The sequence below is a fragment of the Mycobacterium sp. NGS22 genome (assembly GCF_059813095.1).
In genome coordinates, this window is the sequence record NZ_JCALDY010000003.1 from 200,529 (window position 1) to 221,200 (window position 20,672).

Consider the following 20,672-nt stretch of genomic DNA (forward strand, 5'->3'; position numbering starts at 1 on the left):
ATGCCACAAGGGATTCCAGCCGAGGTCCCCGACGACGGGCTGACCACCAGGGCGCGACGCAACACCCCGGTACTGGCCGTACACACCGGTGCCGGAAAAGGGAAATCGACCGCCGCGTTCGGCATGGCGTTGCGGGCCTGGAACGTCGGACTGGACATCGCGGTGTTCCAGTTCGTCAAGAGCGCGAAATGGAAAGTGGGCGAAGAATCGGCCTTTCGCCGGCTCGGTCAGCTGCACGACGAGCAGGGCGTCGGCGGCGCGGTGGAATGGCACAAGATGGGCGCCGGCTGGTCCTGGTCGCGCAAGCCCGGCAGCGCCGTCGATCACGCGGCGACCGCGGCGGACGGGTGGGCCGAGATCAAGCAGCGGTTGGCCGCCCAGCGCCACGACTTCTATGTCCTCGACGAGTTCACCTACCCCCTGAAGTGGGGCTGGGTGGACGTCGACGACGTGGTGGCGACCCTGCTGGCGCGACCCGGTCACCAGCACGTGGTGATCACCGGGCGCGACGCGCCGCCGGCGCTGATCGAGGCCGCCGACCTGGTGACCGAGATGACGAAGGTGAAGCACCCGATGGACGCCGGGCGCAAAGGCCAGAAGGGCGTCGAGTGGTAGCTGCACCCGCCCCGCTGGTCGGCGAGCGTGCACAGTCGTACGCCGACACGCCGCGCCACGGGTCATTGTCTGCACGCTCGCGGCGCAGGTGGCTCCGGTGACACCCGCCGTGGTGATTGCCGCGCCCGCTTCCGGTAGCGGAAAGACCACGGTCGCAACGGGTTTGATCGGCGCATTGCGCCGGGCGGGGCACCGGGTGGCCCCGTTCAAGGTCGGGCCGGACTTCATCGACCCCGGCTACCACGCGCTGGCCGCGGCGCGCCCCGGCCGCAACCTGGATCCGGTGCTCGTGGGGGAGCGCCTCATCGGCCCGCTGTTCCGGCACGGCGCCCGCGACGCCGACATCGCGGTGATCGAAGGGGTCATGGGCCTGTTCGACGGGCGCATCGGCGAATCGGTGACCGGCCCGGCGGTGGGCTCCACCGCGCACGTCGCGGGACTGCTACAGGCACCGGTGATCATGGTTGTCGACGCGCGCGGTCAGAGTCAGAGCATCGCCGCTCTGCTGCATGGCTTTTCGACGTTCGACGCCCAAACCTGGATCCGCGGCGTCATTCTCAACCGCGTCGGTACCGCCCGCCACGAGCAGGTGCTGCGGCAGGCGTGCGAGCATGCCGGTGTCCCGGTACTGGGGGCGATTCCCCGGATGGCCGAACTAGAGCTTCCAACAAGGTATCTCGGCCTGGTGACCGCCGGGGAGTACGGTCGGCACGCGCGGGAGGCGGTGGCGGCCATGACCGATCTGGTGGCCCGTCACGTCGACCTGGCCGGGGTGCTGGCGACCGCGGGCAGCCGCGTCGAGGACGCGGCGTGGGACCCGGCGGCCGCGGTGGAACGCAGTCTCCAGAGCGACCGGGCCCGGAAAGCTGTGGTCGCCCTGGCGGCGGGCAAGGCGTTCACCTTCGGCTACCCCGAACACGCGGAGCTGTTGCGTGCCGCCGGCGCCGACGTCGTCGAGTTCGACCCGCTGAGCGAAACCCTGCCCGACGGTGCGAACGCGGTGCTGTTACCGGGCGGGTTCCCCGAGCAGTTCGCCGCCGAACTGTCGGCCAACCACGACGTGCGCCGTCAGATCCGCGACCTGGCCGTCGCCGGCGCGCCGATCCACGCCGAGTGCGCGGGCCTGATCTACCTGGTGTCCGACGTCGACGGACACCCGATGTGCGGGGTGCTGAACGGGTCGGCGCGCTTCACCCAGCGCCTCACCCTGGCCTACCGCGACGCCGTTGCGGTGGCCGATTCGTCGGTGTACGCCGCCGGTGACAGAGTGACCGGGCACGAATTCCACCGGACCGCAATCACTTTCACCGGCGGTTACCAGCCCGCGTGGGCGTACCGGCAGGACTCCGGCGCGGTGCGCGAGGGCGCGGTATACCTCGGGGTGCACGCGTCCTACCTGCATACCCACGCCGCGGCCACGCCCGAAGCGGTGGCGCGTTTCGTCGCGCACGCCACGGCCTGCGGTGCGACGGTGTCCAGCACTAGGCTTGCCCGGTGACCGAGAGCCCCTACCTGGTGGGACTGCGACTGACCGGCAGGAAGGTCGTCGTCATCGGCGGGGGCAGCGTGGCCCAACGACGGCTACCGTTGCTCATCGCCAGCGGGGCCGACGTCCACGTCATCTCCCGCAGCGCCACCCGCTCCGTCGAGGCGATGGACGGCATCACCCTGACGGTCCGGGAATACCGCGACGGTGACCTGGCCGGCGCCTGGTACGCCCTGGCCGCCACCAACGATCCGCAGGTGAACGCGGCCGTCGCCGCCGAAGCCGAACGGCGCCGGATCTTCTGTGTGCGCGCCGACGCCGCCGTGGAAGGCACCGCGGTCACCCCGGCGTCGTTCGAATACGCCGGTCTGTCGGTGGGTGTGCTGGCCGGCGGCGAACACCGCCGGTCGGCGGCCATCCGGTCGGCGATCCGGGAGGCACTCCAGCAGGGCCTCATCACCGCGGAGAGCTCCGACGTCGTTCGCGGTGGGGTGGCCCTGGTCGGCGGCGGCCCCGGCGATCCCGAACTGATCACCGTGCGGGGGCGTCGGCTGCTGGCCCAGGCCGACGTCGTGGTCACCGACCGGCTCGCACCGCCAGAGCTGCTGGCCGAGCTGGCCCCCCACGTCGAGGTGATCGACGCGGCGAAGATCCCGTACGGCCGCGCCATGGCCCAGGACGCGATCAACGCCGTCCTGATCGAACGCGCCCGGGCCGGCAAGTTCGTGGTCCGGCTCAAGGGCGGCGATCCGTTCGTGTTCGCACGCGGTTACGAGGAAGTGCTGGCGTGCGCCGAAGCGGGCATTCCGGTGACCGTCGTGCCAGGTGTGACAAGTGCCATAGCAGTTCCTGCGATGGCGGGTGTTCCGGTCACCCATCGGGCCACGAATCACGAATTCGTGGTGGTCAGCGGCCATCTGGCGCCGGATCATCCCGAATCGTTAGTGAATTGGGACGCTTTGGCAGCCTTGACCGGCACCATTGTTTTGCTGATGGCCGTCGAACGGATCGAACTCTTCGTCGCCGCGCTGCTCAAAGGCGGCCGACCTGCGGATACTCCGGTCCTGGTGGTGCAACACGGCACGACGGCCGCTCAGCACACGTTGCGGGCGACCCTGGCGGACACGCCGACGAAGGTCCGCGCGGAAGGAATCCGACCTCCCGCGATCGTCGTAATCGGGCCCGTGGCGGGTCTGAGTGGGCCTTACGCTTTAAACAAATCTTAAGATTACTGTAAGGTAACCTGCTATGACGGCTCTTAACGACTCAGAGCGGGTTGTCCACAGCTGGACGGACGGCAGCTCGAAAAGTTCGGCGTCGGAGCGTCCCACAGAATCGGTGGAGACCCCTTTGCAGCGCCTGAGCAGGTATTACCCGACCTGGATGCCCTCGTACCGCTTCATCGCGGCGGTCATCGCGATCGGCGGGATGCAGCTGCTGGCCACCATGGACAGCACCGTCGCCATCGTCGCCCTTCCTAAGATTCAGGACGAGCTCAGCCTGTCCGACGCGGGCCGCAGCTGGGTGATCACCGCTTACGTGCTGACTTTCGGCGGATTGATGCTGCTCGGCGGCCGGCTCGGCGACACCATCGGGCGCAAGCGCACCTTCATCGTCGGTGTCGCGCTGTTCACCATCTCCTCGGTGCTGTGCGCGGTGGCCTGGGACGAAGTGACGCTGGTCATCGCCCGGTTGTCCCAAGGCATCGGGTCGGCGATCGCGTCACCGACCGGCCTCGCTCTGGTGGCGACCACCTTCCCGAAGGGCCCGGCGCGTAACGCCGCGACCGCGGTGTTCGCCGCCATGACCGCCATCGGGTCCGTGATGGGTCTGGTGGTCGGCGGCTTCTTGACCGAGTACTCCTGGCGGTTGGCGTTCATGGTCAACGTGCCGATCGGGCTGGTGATGATCTACCTGGCCCGCACCGCGCTGCGGGAGACCAACCGGGAGCGGATGAAGCTGGACGCCGCCGGCGCCATGCTGGCCACGCTGGCCTGCACCGCGGCCGTTTTCGCTTTCTCGATCGGCCCGGAGAAGGGCTGGATCTCGGTCACCACCATCGGTTCGGGTGTGGTGGCGCTGGGCGCCGCGATCGCGTTCATCATCGTCGAGCGCACCGCGGAGAACCCCGTCATCCCGTTCGAGTTGTTCCGTGACCGCAACCGGCTGGTCACCTTCGGCGCGATCTTCCTCGCCGGTGGCGTCATGTTCAGCCTGACCGTGTCCATCGGCCTGTACGTGCAGGACATCCTGGGCTACAGCGCGTTGCGGGCCGGCGTCGGCTTCATCCCGTTTGTGATCGCCATGGGCATCGGCCTGGGCATCTCCTCGCAGCTGGTGTCCCGGTTCTCGCCGCGGGTGCTGACCATCGGTGGTGGCTGGCTGCTGCTCGGCGCGATGCTCTACGGCTCGTTCTGCATGCACCGCGGCGCCCCCTACTTCCCGAACCTGGTGTTGCCCATCGTCGTCGGCGGCATCGGCATCGGCATGGTGGTCGTGCCGCTGACCTTGTCGGCCATCGCCGGGGTCGGCTTCGACCAGATCGGCCCGGTGTCGGCGATGACGCTGATGCTGCAGAGCCTGGGCGGGCCGCTGGTGCTGGCCGTCATCCAGGCCGTGATCACCTCCCGCACCCTCTACAACGGCGGCATCACCGGCCCGGTGAAGTTCATGAACGAACTTCAGCTGCATGCCCTGGACAAGGGCTACACCTACGGCCTGCTGTGGGTGGCCGGGACGGCCGTCATCGTCGGCTGCGCGGCGCTGTTCATCGGCTACACACCCGAAGAGGTGGCGCACGCGCAGGAAGTCAAGGAAGCGATCGACGCGGGGGAGCTGTAGCTCGCTAGCGGCCGCCGTGCCGAGCGTCACGCCAGGGTGGCGCAAGCGCTCGAGCGTCGCGCTGGCGTGACGCTCACCGCACCGGACGGCAGGCTAGGCTTGCCGCTCGTGATCACCCGGATGTCCGAGCTGTTCCTGCGCACCTTGCGCGACGATCCCGCCGACGCCGAAGTGCCCAGCCACAAGCTGCTGATCCGCGCCGGCTACGTCCGGCCCATCGCGCCGGGGCTGTACAGCTGGCTCCCGCTCGGCCTGAAGGTCCTGCGCAACATCGAACGCATCGTGCGCGAGGAGATGAACGCCATCGGCGGCCAGGAGATCCTGTTCCCCGCGCTGCTGCCACGCGCGCCGTACGAGACCACCAACCGCTGGACGGAATACGGCGAAAACCTGTTCCGGCTCAAAGACCGCCGGAAGAATGACTACCTGCTGGGCCCGACCCACGAGGAACTGTTCACCCTCACCGTCAAAGGCGAGTACAGCTCCTACAAGGACTTCCCGCTCACGCTGTATCAGATTCAGACCAAGTACCGCGACGAGGCGCGCCCGCGTGCCGGCATCCTGCGGGGCCGCGAGTTCGTCATGAAGGACTCCTACTCCTTCGATATAGACCCCGCCGGGCTCCAAGCCTCCTACGACGCGCACCGCGAGGCCTACCAGCGCATCTTCGACCGCCTCGAGGTGCGCTACGTCGTCGTGTCGGCGGTCTCCGGAGCGATGGGCGGCAGTGCCTCCGAGGAGTTCCTGGCCGAAAGTCCCGTCGGCGAAGACACCTTCGTGCGCTGCCTGGAATCCGGCTACGCCGCCAACGTCGAAGCCGTCGTCACCGCGCGCCCCGAGCCGAGCCCGACCGACGGCCTGCCGGCCGCCCAGGTCCACGACACCGGCGACACCCCGACCATCGCCACCCTCGTCGCTTGGGCCAACGAAAGCCTGGGTCGCACGATCACCGCCGCCGACACCCTCAAGAACGTCCTGGTCAAGGTCCGCCAGCCCGGCGGCGATTGGGAGCTGCTCGCCATCGGTGTGCCCGGGGACCGCGAGGTGGACGACAAGCGGCTGGGCGCGGCATTGGAACCCGCCGAGTACGCGTTGCTCAGCGACGCCGACTTCGCCGAACACCCCTTCCTGGTCAAGGGCTACATCGGCCCTAAAGCGTTGCAGGACAACAAAGTTCGCTACCTCGTCGACCCGCGCGTGGTCGACGGCACCAGCTGGATCACCGGGGCCGACGAACCCGGGCGCCACGTGGTCGGGCTGGTGGCCGGCCGCGACTTCAGCGCCGACGGCACCATCGAGGCCGCCGAGGTGCGCGAAGGCGACCCCTCGCCCGACGGCGCCGGTCCGTTGGTGATGGCCCGCGGCATCGAGATCGGCCACATCTTCCAGCTCGGCCGCAAGTACACCGACGCGTTCACCGCCGACGTGCTCGGCGAGGACGGCAAACCGGTGCGGCTGACGATGGGTTCCTACGGCATCGGGGTGTCGCGGCTGGTCGCCGTCGTCGCCGAACAGCACCACGACGAGCTCGGGCTGCGCTGGCCGTCGTCGATCTCGCCGTTCGGGGTCCACCTGGTGATCGCCAACAAGGACGCCGAAGCCCGCCTGGGCGCGGCCAAGCTGGCCGCGGATCTGGACAAGGTCGGTGTCGACGTGCTGCTCGACGACCGTCAGGCCTCGCCGGGCGTCAAGTTCAAGGACGCCGAACTGCTGGGCGTGCCGTGGGTCGTGGTGGTGGGCCGGGGCTGGGCGGACGGCCGGATCGAGCTCCGCGACCGCTTCGCCGGACAGACGACCGAGCTGGCCGTCGGCGATTCACTGGTCACCGACATCGTGGCAGCGATCAGCCCCTAGCGAGGTACGGCGAGCAGACGCAAAAGCCCCTCATTTCGGCACGAAATGGGGGCTTTTGCGTCTGCTCGCGAGCGGGAGGTGCCCCCAGCGCCTACTCGTTGCCACCCGGGAACGTCGTGGTGATCGGCCAGCCGCCCAGCACTTTGTTCCAGCGGGCCGCCAGCACCGCACTCTGCGTCAGGGCATTCGAGGCGAAGGCACGGTCCTCGGCGGTGTCGGCGTGCTCGACGACAGCCCGCCACGCCGTCGCGCCGTCGTTCTCCATCCGCGCCGCCAGCCGGGCCGCTTCCGACGGGCTGGCCACCGGGGAGGGCAACTGGTAGCCGGCCGCGGCGACCGGCACGGTGGCCTTGCGTGCGGTCAGCATCGCGATGACGTCGTCGCGCCGCTGGCGGTGCTGGTTGAGGGCTTCCACCACGAGGTCGTTGACGCTCGGCGGCGACATCGCGGACACGATCCCGTAGCCGTAGATGGTGGCGTGCTCGACGGCGAGCGCGTCGCTGAACGCGGTGATGTCGGCGTCTTTGCCGGCGGGGGCACGTTTCGGTCCGGTCATATCGACGGTCCCCCGGGTACCAGCGCGACGGTGGCAGAGGCGGTGCAGCAGGCGGCGATCGAGGCCAACAGGCCCGCCCGGTAGCCCGACGACGTCGCGACCAGCCGGCTGGCGTCCTCGGCCGACTTGCGCAGTGAGTCGATGACGTCGGACACCGGAGGCGGCGGCGGTGGCGGCCCCTCCGGCTCGGTGGGGGTCGCACTCGCGCTGGAGCTGCTGGTCTCGCTGGTCGACGAAACCAACTTGCCCGCGGCGCGGGCGATCTCGGTGGACAACGCCCGGGCGTGCGCGGCGCGCTGGGTGGCTACCACGGTCAGCGCGGCCGCGATCTGCGGCGGGCTGCCGATCGCTCCGGCCGCCGCGGCCGCCAGCGCACTGGCGTGGCGCGCCTGTTCCAGCGGGCTCAGCAACTCTTCGACGACGGGCGGCTTGGGCGCCGACTCGCTGCAAGCGGTTGCCACTGAAAGTGCAGCGAGAGCGACGCCACCGGCGAGTACACCCCGCCGACTGATGACGGGTACTGCTTCGGGCACGTTCCACATCCTGCCATCACGGTGCCCCTCGGACGGTAGGCACGTTGCGGTCGGACCCGGACGAGACGATCAGGGCGTTATCGGCGGTTCCTGGCGTATCGTTGATAGCTGGCTCAAAGACAACTCAAGATGAGGAGCTCGCCGTGACCACCGGGCTACCTTCGCAGACGCAGGTGATCGAGCTACTCAGTGGTGAGTTCGCGCGCGCCGGCTACGAGATCGAAGACGTAGTCATCGACAGTCGCACCCGTCCGCCGCGCATCACCGTGATCGCCGACGGCGACACCGCCCTGGACCTGGACACCATCGCTTCGCTGTCCCATTCGGCGTCGACTTTGCTGGACGGCGCGGACGACGGTCGCGGCACCCCCTACGTGCTCGAGGTCAGTTCGCCCGGCGTCGAGCGCCCGTTGACCAGCGAGAAGCATTTCCGTCGGGCGCGGGGACGCAAGGTAGACGTGGTGCTGGCCGACGGCTCGCAGTTGTCCGGGCGGGTCGGCCAGACCGGCGACGGCACGGTCGCGCTGGTGGTCCGCGCCGGCCGCGACCTGGCGGTGCGCGAGATCAAGCTCGGAGAAATCGCCAAAGCTGTTGTGCAGGTTGAGTTTTCGACGCCAGCACGAGCAGAGCTGGAGTTGGCGCACGGGACGGAGGCGGGAACATGAACATCGACATGGCCGCTCTGCATGCCATCGAAGTCGACCGGGGCATCTCGGTCAACGAGCTGCTGGAGACGATCAAGTCCGCGCTGCTCACCGCGTACCGGCACACCCAGGGTCATCAGACCGACGCCCACATCGAGATCGACCGCAAGACCGGCGTCGTCAAGGTCATCGCCCGCGAAACCGACGACGAAGGCCGCCTGATCAGCGAGTGGGACGACACCCCGGAGGGTTTCGGCCGCATCGCCGCCACCACGGCACGTCAGGTGATGCTGCAGCGCTTCCGCGACGCCGAGAACGAGCGCACCTTCGGCGAGTTCTCCACCCGGGAAGGCGAAATCGTCGCCGGGGTGATCCAGCGCGACAACCGAGCCAACCTGCGCGGGCTGGTCGTGGTGCGGATGGGTACCGAGACCAAGGCGTCCGAAGGAGTGATCCCGGCCGCCGAACAGGTCCCCGGCGAAACCTACGAGCACGGCAACCGGGTCCGCTGCTACGTCGTCGGCGTGAGTCGCGGCGCCCGCGAGCCGGTGATCACGCTCTCCCGCACCCACCCCAACCTGGTGCGCAAGCTGTTCTCGCTGGAAGTGCCCGAGATCGCCGACGGATCGGTGGAGATCGTGGCGGTGGCCCGGGAGGCGGGGCATCGCTCCAAGATCGCGGTGAAGTCCAACGTCGCGGGCTTGAACGCCAAGGGCGCCTGTATCGGTCCGATGGGGCAGCGGGTCCGCAACGTGATGAGCGAGCTGTCCGGAGAGAAGATCGACATCATCGACTTCGACGAGGACCCGGCCCGCTTCGTGGCCAACGCGCTGTCGCCGGCGAAAGTCGTCTCGGTCTCGGTGATCGACGCGACCGCGCGCGCGGCACGGGTGGTGGTGCCCGACTTCCAGCTGTCGCTGGCCATCGGCAAGGAAGGGCAGAACGCGCGGTTGGCGGCCAGACTGACCGGGTGGCGCATCGACATCCGGGGCGACGCGCCGGCCCAACCCGGCACCCAACCCGACCACGGCGCCAGCCACGGAATGGCCCACGAGCGGTAGTGGGGTCCGACTACCCAGCGGGTGGTTCGGAGCAGTGGTCGGGTAACGCTAGACTGAGCCGTGATCCAGCGCGAGCCTTCGGCCTGGGCGCACCGAAGCCCGGACAACCCCAGCGGACCGGTGCGGATGTGTGTCGGATGCCGGAAGCGAGAGTTGGCCGTCGAACTGCTTCGAGTGGTGGCTCGGTCTGACGGGAACGGCAGCTACGCCGTGATCGTTGACACGGCCGGACGCCTGCCGGGGCGAGGTGCATGGCTGCATCCCGTTCCGCAGTGTGTACAGCAGGCGATTCGGCGGCGAGCTTTCGCCCGAGCGCTGCGCATCACCGGTTCACCGGAAACATCCGCGGTGGTCGAGCACGTCGAGGCGCGCTCGTCCCACCGGGCAACAGAACAGGTAGCAAGAACATGAGCACACCGTGAAGTCCCGATGACCATGCGTCATAGCTAATACTTGAGGCGCGGCCCACGACTGTCGCCTCTGAGACAGGAGATGTAGTGGCAGGTAAGGCCCGCGTACACGAGTTAGCCAAGGAACTCGGTGTCACCAGCAAGGAAGTCCTCGCCCGACTGAGTGAACAGGGCGAATTCGTCAAATCCGCATCGTCGACGGTCGAGGCGCCGGTAGCCCGCCGGCTGCGCGAGTCGTTCGGCGGCGGCAAACCGGCAGCGCCCAAGGGCGCCGACAGCGCAGCCAAGGCCCCCGAGAAGGCGGCGGTCGCCGCCCCCGGTGCGGACCTGGACCGGGCGCTGGACAAAGCGGTCGGCAACGGCGCGGCCACCCCCGCGCCGGTCAAGCCCGCCGATCCCACCAGGACGGCGCCGCCCGCGGCCCCGGCCCGCCCGGCCGCTCCGGCAGCCGGCGCCAAGCCTGCGGCCCCGCCGACCCCGGGACCATCGGCCCCCACGCCGACCCCGGGACAGCCGTCGAGCCCACAGGCGCCCCATCCCGGCATGACTCCCGGGCCGCGTCCGGGCCCGGCGCCGAAGCCCGGGGTACGCACGCCGCGCGTCGGCAATAACCCGTTCTCGTCGGCGCAGCCCGTCGACCGGCCGATTCCCCGTCCGCACCCGCAGGCTCCGCGTCCCGGAGCGCCCCGCCCGGGTGCACCCCGGCCCGGTGCGTCACCCGGCAGCATGCCGCCGCGTCCCGGCGGCGCCGCCGGAGGCCCCCGTCCGCCCCGGACGGGTGCGCCGCGTCCCGGCGGTGCCCGTCCCGGCGGTCCCGGCGGCGACCGCACCGGCGGCGGCGGTAACTACCGCGGTGGCGGTGGTGTCGGTGCCGCACCCGGCGGTGGCGGCGGATTCCGCGGCCGTCCCGGCGGCGGCGGCCCCGGTGGTGGCGGCGGTGGCCGTCCGGGTCAGCGCGGCGGCGCGGCCGGCGCGTTCGGCCGTCCCGGCGGTGCGCCCCGACGCGGCCGCAAGTCCAAGCGGGCCAAACGCGCCGAATACGAGAACATGCAGGCGCCCGTCGTCGGTGGCGTGCGGCTGCCGCACGGCAACGGCGAGACGATCCGGCTGGCGCGCGGTGCCTCGCTGAGCGACTTCGCCGACAAGATCAACGCCAACCCGGCCGCGCTGGTCCAGGCGCTGTTCAACCTCGGCGAGATGGTCACGGCCACCCAGTCGGTCGGCGACGAGACGCTGGAGCTGCTGGGCAGCGAGATGAACTACGTCGTCCAGGTCGTCAGCCCCGAGGACGAGGACCGCGAGCTGCTGGAGTCCTTCGACCTCACCTACGGCGAGGACGAGGGCGGCGAGGACGACCTGCAGACCCGTCCGCCGGTGGTGACCGTCATGGGTCACGTCGACCACGGTAAGACGCGCCTGCTGGACACCATCCGGAAAGCCAGCGTCCGTGAGGGCGAAGCCGGCGGCATCACCCAGCACATCGGTGCCTACCAGGTGGGTGTCGAACACGACGGCGCCGACCGGTTGATCACCTTCATCGACACCCCGGGTCACGAGGCGTTCACCGCCATGCGTGCCCGCGGCGCCAAGGCCACCGACATCGCCATCCTGGTGGTCGCGGCCGACGACGGTGTGATGCCGCAGACGGTGGAGGCCATCAACCACGCGCAGGCCGCCGACGTGCCGATCGTGGTGGCGGTCAACAAGATCGACAAGGAGGGCGCCGACCCGGCCAAGATCCGCGGTCAGCTCACCGAATACGGTCTGGTGGCCGAGGAGTTCGGCGGCGAGACGATGTTCGTCGACATCTCGGCCAAGCAGGGCACCAACATCGAGGCACTCGAGGAGGCGGTGCTGCTGACCGCCGACGCCGCTCTGGACCTGCGGGCCAACCCCGACATGGAAGCCCAGGGTGTGGCCATCGAAGCGCACCTGGACCGCGGTCGCGGTCCGGTTGCCACCGTGCTGATCCAGCGCGGAACCCTGCGGGTGGGCGACTCGGTGGTGGCCGGCGACGCCTACGGCCGGGTCCGGCGGATGGTCGACGAACACGGCGAGGACGTCGAGGAAGCATTGCCGTCGCGTCCGGTGCAGGTCATCGGCTTCACGTCGGTGCCCGGTGCCGGTGACAACTTCCTGGTCGTCGACGAGGACCGCATCGCCCGCCAGATCGCCGACCGGCGCAGCGCCCGCAAGCGCAACGCGCTGGCGGCCCGCAGTCGCAAGCGGATCAGCCTGGAGGACCTGGACTCGGCGCTGAAGGAAACCAGCCAGCTGAACCTGATCCTCAAGGGCGACAACGCCGGTACCGTCGAGGCGCTGGAAGAGGCCCTGATGGGTATCGAGGTCGACGACGAGGTGGCGTTGCGCGTCATCGACCGCGGTGTCGGTGGCATCACCGAGACCAACGTCAACCTGGCGTCGGCGTCGGATGCGATCATCATCGGCTTCAACGTCCGCGCCGAGGGCAAGGCGACCGAACTGGCCAACCGCGAGGGTGTGGAGATCCGCTACTACTCGGTGATCTACCAGGCGATCGACGAGATCGAGAAGGCCCTGCGCGGCATGCTCAAGCCGATCTACGAGGAAAACCAGTTGGGTCGGGCCGAGATCCGGGCGATCTTCCGGTCCTCCAAGGTCGGCATCATCGCCGGTTGCATGGTCAGTTCCGGTGTGGTGCGCCGCAACGCCAAGGCTCGGCTGCTTCGGGACAACATCGTGGTCACCGAAAACCTGTCGATCAACTCGCTGCGCCGGGAGAAGGACGACGTGACCGAGGTCCGCGAGGGTTTCGAATGCGGTCTGACACTGGGCTATTCGGACATCAAGGAAGGCGACATCATCGAGTCCTTCGAGCTGGTCCAGAAGGAACGGTCATGAGGCCGGCGCATGGCTGATCCGGCCCGCGCGCGCCGACTGGCCAAGCGGATCAGCACCATCGTCGCCTCGGCGATCGAATACGAGATCAAGGACCCGAGGCTGGCCGGCGTCACCGTCGTCGACACGAAGGTGACCGCCGACCTGCACGACGCGACCGTCTACTACACGGTGATGGGGCCGACGCTGGACGACGAGCCCGACTATGCGGGCGCGGCCGCGGCACTGGACCGCGCCAAGGGTGTGCTGCGGACGAAGGTGGGTGCGGGTACGGGGGTACGGTTCACTCCGACCTTGACGTTCGAACGCGACACCACCTCCGACGCGGTGAATCGGATGGAAGAGTTGCTCGCCCGGGCACGGGCGGCGGACGCCGATCTGGCACGGGTACGGGTGGGTGCGAAGCCGGCCGGGGAGGCCGACCCGTACCGTGATACTGGGTCGGCGGCCGAACCGCCGGTCTCCGGGGGACTTAGCGAAGCTGGGAACGCCGATGACTTCGACCGACCGCAAGACCGACCGCAAAATCGACCGCAAGACCGACCCGAAGACTGAGCTGACCGGGATGTCGCGCCTTTCGGGGGCGCGCGTCGACGCTGTCGACGCCGCTCAACTGCTGTCGTCCGCCAACACGGTCGCGGTGATCTGCCACGTCCATCCGGATGCCGACACCATCGGCGCCGGGCTGGCGCTGGCCGCGGTGCTCGACCACACCGACAAGAAGGTCCAGGTCAGTTTTGCCGCCCCCGCAGAGCTGCCGGAATCACTGCGCTCGCTGCCGGGCTGCCACCTGCTGGTCAGCCCCGAGGAACTGCGGCGCGACGTCGACCTGGTGGTGACCGTCGACGTTCCGAGCATCCACCGACTCGGTGGGCTGCGTGATCTGGCCGGTCCGGACCAGCAACTGCTCGTCATCGACCATCACGCCTCCAACGGCATGTTCGGCACCGCGAACTTCGTCGACGCGTCGGCGGATTCGACCACGATGATGGTCGCCGAGATCCTCGACGCCTGGGGCAAGCCGATCGACCGGGGCGTGGCGCACTGCATCTACGCCGGGTTGACCACCGACACCGGGTCATTCCGGTGGGCCAGCGCCCGCGCGCTGCGGCTGGCCGCGCGGCTGGTCGAACTCGGTGTGGACAACGCCGCGATCAGCCGCTCCCTGATGGACAGCCACCCGTTCGCGTGGTTGCCGATGCTCTCGCGGGTGCTGAGTTCGGCGCAGTTGGTGCCCGAGGCGGTCGGCGGGCGCGGATTGGTCTACGCCGTAGTCGACCATCGGGAATGGCTCGGGTCGCGCGCCGAGGAGGTGGAGAGCGTGGTCGACATCGTGCGCACCACCCAGCAGGCCGAGGTGGCTGCGGTGTTCAAGGAGGTCGACCCGCAGCAGTGGTCGGTGTCGATGCGCGCCAAGAACGACGTGGACCTGGCCTCGGTCGCGTCCGGGTTCGGTGGCGGCGGACACCGGTTGGCCGCGGGCTACTCGACGGCCGGCTCCATCGAAGACGTCGTAGCGTCGTTGCGCGCGGCGTTGGGCTGACCAGCCTTGACCGAGGGCGGCCGTCCCGCCGCCAGTGGTAGGCAGATCGCGGCGCTGGCCCTGCCGGCCCTCGGGGTGCTGGCCGCCGAACCGTTGTATCTGTTGTTCGACACCGCCGTGGTAGGTCGCCTCGGGGCGGTGCCGCTGGCGGGGCTGGCGATCGGCAGCCTGGTGCTCGGCGTCGTCAGCACCCAGCTGACGTTCCTGTCCTACGGCACCACGGCCCGCGCCGCCCGCTACTTCGGAGCCGCCGACCGCGCGGCCGCGGTCAACGAAGGCGTGCAGGCGACCTGGCTGGGGCTGGGTGTCGGAGCGGCGATCGTCGTCGCGGTCCAGGTCGCGGCGGTGCCGGTGGTGTCGGCGATCGCCGCGGGTGGACCGATCGCGGCGGCGGCGCTGCCGTGGTTGAGGCTGGCGATCCTGGGCGCACCCGCGATCCTCGTCTCGCTGGCCGGCAACGGCTGGATGCGCGGCGTGCAGGACACCGTGCGGCCGTTGCGTTTCGTCGCCACCGGGTTCGCGGTGTCGGGGCTGCTGTGCCCGCTGCTGGTCTACGGCTGGTTGGGCTTGCCGCGGCTGGGGCTGCCCGGATCGGCGGTGGCCAACCTGGTGGGTCAGTGGCTGGCGGCACTGCTGTTCGGCCGCGCGCTGCTGACCGAGCGGGTACCACTGCGGCCGGACCGGGCCGCGCTGCGCGCCCAGTTGGTGATGGGGCGCGATCTCATCCTGCGCAGCCTGGCCTTTCAAACCTGTTACGTGTCGGCAGCGGCGGTGGCGGCCCGGTTCGGGGCCGCGGCGCTCGCGGCCCATCAGGTCGTGTTGCAGCTGTGGACTTTCCTCGCGCTGGTGCTCGATTCGCTGGCCATCGCGGCGCAGTCACTGGTCGGCGCCGCTTTGGGCGCCGGGGAGGTCGCGCACGCGAAATGGGTGGCGTGGCGGGTGACGGCGTTCTCGCTGCTGGCTTCCGGGGTGCTGGCAGCCTGTTTCGCCGCGGGCTCCACGGTGTTGCCCAACTTGTTCACCGACGACGGCTCCGTGCTGGCTGCGATAGGGGTGCCGTGGTGGTTCCTGGTGGCTCAATTGCCGGTCGCGGGAATCGTTTTCGCCCTGGACGGGGTGCTGCTGGGGGCCGGGGATGCCGCGTTCATGCGCACCGCGACCGTGGTGAGCGCACTGGTGGGTTTCCTGCCGCTGATCTGGCTGTCGCTGGCTTACGACTGGGGCTTGACCGGCATCTGGTCGGGTCTGAGCACCTTCATGGTGTTGCGGCTGGCGTTCGGCGGTTGGCGGACGCTGTCCGGGCGTTGGGCGGTGCCAGGAGCGGCGTAGGGCGGCAGTTCTGCGGCGCTACACTGCGCCGGTGACGACGACGCGGCAGGCACGGAACCGGCCGTGGGGTGACTACGCATTGTTCGTCGTCCTGGTCGGCCCGAACGTGGCGTTGCTGTCGCTGTTCATCTACCGCCCGCTGATAGACAACATCCGGCTGTCGTTCTTCGACTGGAACATTTCAGACCCGCAGGCGAAGTTCGTCGGGTTCTCCAACTATGGGGAGTGGCTCACCCGCGTAGACACCCGCCAAATCGTGCTCAACACCGTGATCTTCACGGTGGCCGCGGTGGTCGGCTCGATGGTGTTGGGGCTGGCGTTGGCGATGTTGTTGGACCAACGGTTGCGCGGACGAAACCTGGTGCGCTCCATGGTTTTCGCACCGTTCGTGATATCCGGTGCGGCGGTCGGCCTGGCCGCGCAGTTCGTCTTCGACCCGCACTTCGGTCTGATCCAGGATCTGGCGCGCCGCTTCGGAGCCGGGGTGCCGGACTTTTACCAGGACGCGCGCTGGGCGATGTTCATGATCGTCGTCACCTACGTCTGGAAGAACCTCGGCTACACCTTCGTCATCTATCTGGCGGCGTTGCAGGGTGTGCGTCGAGACCTGTTGGAAGCGGCTGAGATCGACGGTGCGAGCCGGTGGACCACGTTCCGCCGGGTGCTGCTGCCGCAGCTGCGGCCCACCACGTTCTTCCTGTCGATCACCGTGCTGATCAACTCGTTGCAGGTCTTCGACGTCATCAACGTCATGACTCGCGGGGGTCCGGAGGGCACCGGCACCACCACGATGGTCTTCCAGGTGTATTTGGAGACCTTCCGCAACTTCCGTGCCGGCTACGGTGCCACCGTAGCCACCGTCATGTTCCTGGTGCTGCTGGCGATCACCTACTACCAGGTGCGAGTAATGGATCGGGCTGACCGCCAATGACATCCGCACGTTTTCTGGGTTATGCGGCCATGCTGCTGGTGGTGGCGCTGGTTGCCGGGCCGCTGGCGTTCGTGTTCTTCACCTCGTTCAAGGATCAGCCGGACATCTATTCGCAGCCGACGACCTGGTGGCCGCCGCACTGGCACCCGCAGAATTATCGGACTGCCACGCAACAGATTCCGTTCTGGACCTACCTGCGCAACTCGGTGATCCTCACCACCGCGCTGGCGGCGGTGAAGTTCGTGCTCGGCGTCCTGAGCGCGTTCGGACTGGTGTTCCTGCACTTTCCGGGCCGCAACGCGGTGTTCCTGGTGATCATCGCCGCGCTGATGGTGCCCAATCAGATCACGGTGATCTCCAACTACGCGTTGATCTCTCAATTGGGACTGCGCAACACCTTTCCCGGCATCATCCTGCCGCTGGCCGGTGGCGCGTTCGGAACTTTCCTGATGCGCAACCACTTCCTGTCGTTGCCTACCGAGGTCATCGAAGCGGCCCGGATGGACGGCGCACGCTGGTGGCAACTGCTGTTGCGCGTGGTGCTGCCGATGTCGGGACCCACCATGGTGGCATTCGGCATCATCACCGTCGTCAACGAATGGAACGAATACCTTTGGCCATTCCTGATGGCCGACGACGAATCGGTAGCACCCCTGCCGGTGGGGCTGACGTTCCTCCAGCAAGCAGAAGGAGTGACCAACTGGGGTCCGGTCATGGCGGTGACGCTGCTGGCGATGCTGCCGATCCTGCTCATCTTCATCGCGCTGCAACGGCAGATGATCAAGGGCCTCACGTCGGGCGCGGTCAAAGGGTAGCCGTGCATACCTTCGACCGCAGGCAATTTCTCGGGCTGATCGGCGCGGCCGGTGTGACAGCCGGGTGCGCGGGGATGGGCGGTAACGGCACGATCAAATCCGGAAACGGGCCCATCTCCTTCTGGTCCAATCACCCGGGGATGTCGACCGCGGTGGAGCGAGAGTTGATCGCTCGCTTCGAGCAGAAGTTCCCTGACCTGCAGGTCAAGTTGATCGACGCCGGCAAGGACTACGACGAGGTGGCGCAGAAGTTCAACGCCGCGCTCATCGGCACCGATGTTCCCGATGTCGTTGTGCTAGACGATCGTTGGTGGTTCCATTTCGCGCTGAGCGGTGTCCTCACGCCACTGGACGAACTCTGGCGCCAGGTCGGCCTGGACACTTCGGATTATGTGGACTCGCTGCTGGCCGACTACGAGTTCGACGGCCACCATTACGCGCTGCCCTATGCGCGCTCGACGCCGCTGTTCTACTACAACAAAGCGGTATGGGAACGCGCCGGCCTGCCGGATCGCGGACCCGTCTCGTGGCCGGAGTTCGCGGAATGGGGGCCCCGGTTGCAACGGGTGGTCGGGCCCCGCAACTGGGCGCATGGTTGGGCGAATTCCGAAGGGATCTCCTGGACATTCGAGGGTCCGATTTGGGCGTTCGGCGGCGCGTACTCCGACAAGTGGACGCTGAAGTTCACCGATCCGGCGACCATCGCAGCGGGCAACTTCCTGCGGGACTCCACTCATGGCGGGCGTTACGCAGTAGTCGCCAACAATGTCGCCAACGAGTTCGCCACCGGCATCCTCGCCTCCGCGGTGGCATCGACGGGCGCGCTCGTGGGCATCACCGCCGCGGCTGGATTCGACTTCGGGGTGGCGCCGCTGCCGAGCGGTCCCGGCGGCGCGCCCGCCTGCCCGACCGGCGGCGCCGGGCTGGCCATCCCGGCCAAGCTGTCCGACGAACGAAAACTCAACGCGCTCAAGTTCATTGCCTACATCACCAGTCCGCGGTCCACCGTCTACTTCAGTCAGCACACCGGCTATCTCGCGGTGCGAAAGTCGGCGGCCGACGATCCGAGCGAACAGCAGTATCTGGCCGAAAACCCCAATGCGCGAGTAGCTTTCGACCAGCTGCCGCATACCCGGCCGCAAGACTACGCGCGTGTCTTCCTGCCGGGCGCGGACCGCATCATCGCGGCGGGTCTGGAAACCATCGGGCTGAAGGGATCCGACGTGACAGCGACATTCAGCGGCATCGAAAAGCAATTGCAGGTCATCTACGACCGTCAAATCAAGCGGAAGCTATCGGATATGCGCCATGGCTGAAGTCCGCTACCGCGCGGTCTCGCACCGCTACCCGGGCGCAGCCGAGCTGGCAGTGGACAACCTGAGCCTGGATATTGCCGACGGCGAATTCCTGGTATTGGTCGGACCTTCCGGCTGTGGCAAGTCCACCACCTTGCGCATGCTGGCCGGACTGGAATCCGTTGCGAGCGGCCAGATCACGATCGGCGACGTGGACGTCACCCACTTGCCGCCGCGGGCGCGCGACGTCGCAATGGTTTTCCAGAACTACGCGCTCTACCCGAACATGACGGTGGCTGCCAATATGGGGTTCGCGCTGCGCAATGCGGGGATGTCACGCGCTGACACCCGCCGGCGTGTCCGAGAAGTTGCCACCATGTTGGAACTGACCGAGCTGCTTGACCGTAAGCCGGCGAAGCTGTCCGGCGGGCAACGCCAACGGGTGGCGATGGGCCGGGCGATCGTGCGACGGCCGCAGGTGTTCTGCATGGACGAGCCGCTGTCGAACCTGGACGCCAAACTACGGGTCAGCACCAGATCGCAGATCTCCGCATTGCAGCGCCGACTGGGCACCACCACCGTCTACGTCACGCACGACCAAGTGGAGGCGATGACGATGGGGGACCGGGTCGCCGTGCTCAAAGATGGTGTGCTGCAACAGGTCGACACCCCCCGCGCGCTGTACGACAACCCGGCTAACACGTTCGTGGCGACCTTCATCGGGGCTCCGTCGATGAACCTGATCGACGCCGAGGTCACCGACGGCGCAGTCACCTCTCCCGCTCTGGCGATACCGGTGCCCGGCGGCACGAACGGCCGGGTGCTGCTCGGTGTGCGGCCCGAGTCGTGGGACGTCACCACCCCGGGCGCACCAGGTTCGGTGAGCGTACAGGTCGAACTGGTCGAAGAACTCGGCTTCGAATCCTTCGTCTACGCGACGCCGCGGCCGGAGGAGAGCTGGTCACCCCGCGCCGGGCGAATCGTGTTCCGCACCGACAGGCGCACCGCGGTCAGGGCAGGGGAGTCGTTGGCCATCGCGCCGCACCCGCATGAGGTGCGGTTCTTCGACAGCGCGACCGAAACTCGCCTGGGCTAACGCACCTGCGACCGTCCGCGTTGCAACACCGCTTCCCGATTGGCGGCGATGTCGTCCCCGCTGGTCCGGAACTGCCGTGCCGCAGCGGCTTCCAGCCACAGCCCGCCGCCGATCTGCGCGTCGTCGATGTGATGGTAGGACGCCAGCAACGCACGCACCGCGTCCTGGTTGTTGCCCACGATGGACGCCGCGACCCCGCGCGCGGTCGGCAGCAGCTGGTCATGCGGCACGACTTCGGTGACCAGCCCGGCGCGCAGCGCGTCGGCGGCCGAAAGGTAGTCGCCGGTCATGCTCATCCGCCGGGCCATGCCGACGCCCACCTTCTGTGGCAGTCGCACGCTCAGCCCCCACGTGGGCAGCAGACCCACCCGGGCGTGCGTGTCGGCGAACCTGGCCTGCTCGGAGGCGATCAGGATGTCGCAGTACAGCGCCAGTTCAAGTCCGCCGGTGACCGCGGCGCCGTTGATGGCGCCGATCACCGGTTTGGTCAGCGCCGGCCAGCGCGGGGAGATGTCGGGTAGCGCGGTCTGCCCACCCAATTCCTTGAGGTCCAGTCCGGCGCAGAACACCGGGTCGGCGCCGGTGACGATGACGACGTCGACGTCGTCGTCGGTTTCGGTGTCGGCCAGCGCGCCGAAGAACCGGTCGCGCAGCGCGGCGGACAGCGCATTGCGCGACTGCGGGCGGTTCAGCGTCAGGGTGCGCACCCGCTCGTCGGTGTCTATCAGCAGGATGTCGTCGGTCATGGTCTCACCGTAGTCAATCGCGCAGGGCAGCCCAGTAAAC

Annotated in this window: 19 protein-coding genes; 16 read left to right on the plus strand and 3 right to left on the minus strand. The window is 68.4% G+C overall.

Annotated elements, in window-relative coordinates; all coding sequences use genetic code 11:
- From cobO to AC5Y47_RS04195, 5 genes are all read left to right on the plus strand, one after another.
- Nucleotides 1–615 carry a cob(I)yrinic acid a,c-diamide adenosyltransferase gene (gene cobO, locus AC5Y47_RS04175; RefSeq protein WP_499942203.1) on the plus strand — a complete coding sequence of 205 codons (615 nt, stop codon included), beginning with the start codon at nt 1–3 and terminating at the stop codon, nt 613–615.
- A 97-nt stretch (nt 616–712) separates the two neighbouring features.
- Nucleotides 713–2,113: a cobyrinic acid a,c-diamide synthase CobB gene (locus AC5Y47_RS04180; RefSeq protein ID WP_499942204.1), complete on the plus strand. Its 1,401-nt coding sequence runs from the start codon at nt 713–715 to the stop codon at nt 2,111–2,113.
- Nucleotides 2,110–3,327, plus strand: coding sequence for a uroporphyrinogen-III C-methyltransferase (gene cobA / locus AC5Y47_RS04185; protein ID WP_499942205.1), 1,218 nt, complete (start codon nt 2,110–2,112; stop codon nt 3,325–3,327). The genes AC5Y47_RS04180 and cobA overlap by 4 nt, the downstream gene beginning before the upstream one ends.
- 22 nt (nt 3,328–3,349) lie before the next feature.
- Entirely contained in the window at nt 3,350–4,942 is a 1,593-nt protein-coding gene (locus AC5Y47_RS04190) for an MFS transporter (protein WP_499942207.1), read from the plus strand.
- Between the two features lie 108 nt (nt 4,943–5,050).
- Entirely contained in the window at nt 5,051–6,796 is a 1,746-nt protein-coding gene (locus AC5Y47_RS04195) for a proline--tRNA ligase (RefSeq protein WP_499942209.1), read from the plus strand.
- Between the two features lie 91 nt (nt 6,797–6,887).
- Here the strand turns inward: AC5Y47_RS04195 and AC5Y47_RS04200 are convergent, their stop codons facing one another.
- The gene (locus tag AC5Y47_RS04200; protein WP_499942211.1) at nt 6,888–7,352 is read right to left on the minus strand and encodes a ferritin-like domain-containing protein; all 465 of its coding nucleotides are present in this window, start codon (nt 7,350–7,352) and stop codon (nt 6,888–6,890) included.
- Entirely contained in the window at nt 7,349–7,894 is a 546-nt protein-coding gene (locus tag AC5Y47_RS04205) for a hypothetical protein (RefSeq protein ID WP_499942213.1), read from the minus strand. Before AC5Y47_RS04205 ends, AC5Y47_RS04200 begins: the two co-directional genes overlap by 4 nt.
- Before the next feature lie 134 nt (nt 7,895–8,028).
- On the opposite strand from AC5Y47_RS04205, the gene rimP reads away from it, so the two are divergent.
- From rimP to AC5Y47_RS04260, 11 genes are all read left to right on the plus strand, one after another.
- Nucleotides 8,029–8,550, plus strand: a complete 522-nt coding sequence (gene rimP / locus AC5Y47_RS04210; RefSeq protein WP_499942214.1) for a ribosome maturation factor RimP — start codon at nt 8,029–8,031, stop codon at nt 8,548–8,550.
- The gene (gene nusA / locus AC5Y47_RS04215; RefSeq protein ID WP_499942216.1) at nt 8,547–9,590 is read left to right on the plus strand and encodes a transcription termination factor NusA; all 1,044 of its coding nucleotides are present in this window, start codon (nt 8,547–8,549) and stop codon (nt 9,588–9,590) included. The genes rimP and nusA overlap by 4 nt, the downstream gene beginning before the upstream one ends.
- 126 nt (nt 9,591–9,716) lie before the next feature.
- Nucleotides 9,717–10,001, plus strand: a complete 285-nt coding sequence (locus AC5Y47_RS04220) for a YlxR family protein (protein ID WP_499942373.1) — start codon at nt 9,717–9,719, stop codon at nt 9,999–10,001.
- Between the two features lie 86 nt (nt 10,002–10,087).
- Entirely contained in the window at nt 10,088–12,880 is a 2,793-nt protein-coding gene (gene infB, locus AC5Y47_RS04225) for a translation initiation factor IF-2 (protein WP_499942218.1), read from the plus strand.
- A 9-nt stretch (nt 12,881–12,889) separates the two neighbouring features.
- Nucleotides 12,890–13,432, plus strand: coding sequence for a 30S ribosome-binding factor RbfA (gene rbfA / locus AC5Y47_RS04230; RefSeq protein ID WP_499942220.1), 543 nt, complete (start codon nt 12,890–12,892; stop codon nt 13,430–13,432).
- Nucleotides 13,371–14,420 carry a DHH family phosphoesterase gene (locus AC5Y47_RS04235; protein ID WP_499942221.1) on the plus strand — a complete coding sequence of 350 codons (1,050 nt, stop codon included), beginning with the start codon at nt 13,371–13,373 and terminating at the stop codon, nt 14,418–14,420. Before rbfA ends, AC5Y47_RS04235 begins: the two co-directional genes overlap by 62 nt.
- Before the next feature lie 6 nt (nt 14,421–14,426).
- Complete coding sequence (locus tag AC5Y47_RS04240) at nt 14,427–15,749, plus strand: MATE family efflux transporter (RefSeq protein ID WP_499942223.1); 1,323 nt, start codon at nt 14,427–14,429, stop codon at nt 15,747–15,749.
- 31 nt (nt 15,750–15,780) lie between these two features.
- Complete coding sequence (locus tag AC5Y47_RS04245) at nt 15,781–16,680, plus strand: carbohydrate ABC transporter permease (RefSeq protein WP_499942225.1); 900 nt, start codon at nt 15,781–15,783, stop codon at nt 16,678–16,680.
- Nucleotides 16,677–17,495: a carbohydrate ABC transporter permease gene (locus AC5Y47_RS04250; RefSeq protein ID WP_499942227.1), complete on the plus strand. Its 819-nt coding sequence runs from the start codon at nt 16,677–16,679 to the stop codon at nt 17,493–17,495. Before AC5Y47_RS04245 ends, AC5Y47_RS04250 begins: the two co-directional genes overlap by 4 nt.
- A gap of 2 nt (nt 17,496–17,497) precedes the next feature.
- Nucleotides 17,498–18,811, plus strand: coding sequence for an ABC transporter substrate-binding protein (locus tag AC5Y47_RS04255; RefSeq protein ID WP_499942229.1), 1,314 nt, complete (start codon nt 17,498–17,500; stop codon nt 18,809–18,811).
- Nucleotides 18,804–19,886 carry an ABC transporter ATP-binding protein gene (locus tag AC5Y47_RS04260; RefSeq protein WP_499942231.1) on the plus strand — a complete coding sequence of 361 codons (1,083 nt, stop codon included), beginning with the start codon at nt 18,804–18,806 and terminating at the stop codon, nt 19,884–19,886. The genes AC5Y47_RS04255 and AC5Y47_RS04260 overlap by 8 nt, the downstream gene beginning before the upstream one ends.
- Here AC5Y47_RS04260 and AC5Y47_RS04265 read toward each other — a convergent pair.
- Nucleotides 19,883–20,632, minus strand: a complete 750-nt coding sequence (locus AC5Y47_RS04265) for an enoyl-CoA hydratase (RefSeq protein WP_499942233.1) — start codon at nt 20,630–20,632, stop codon at nt 19,883–19,885. The genes AC5Y47_RS04260 and AC5Y47_RS04265 overlap by 4 nt on opposite strands.
- Nucleotides 20,633–20,672: the final 40 nt, after the last annotated feature.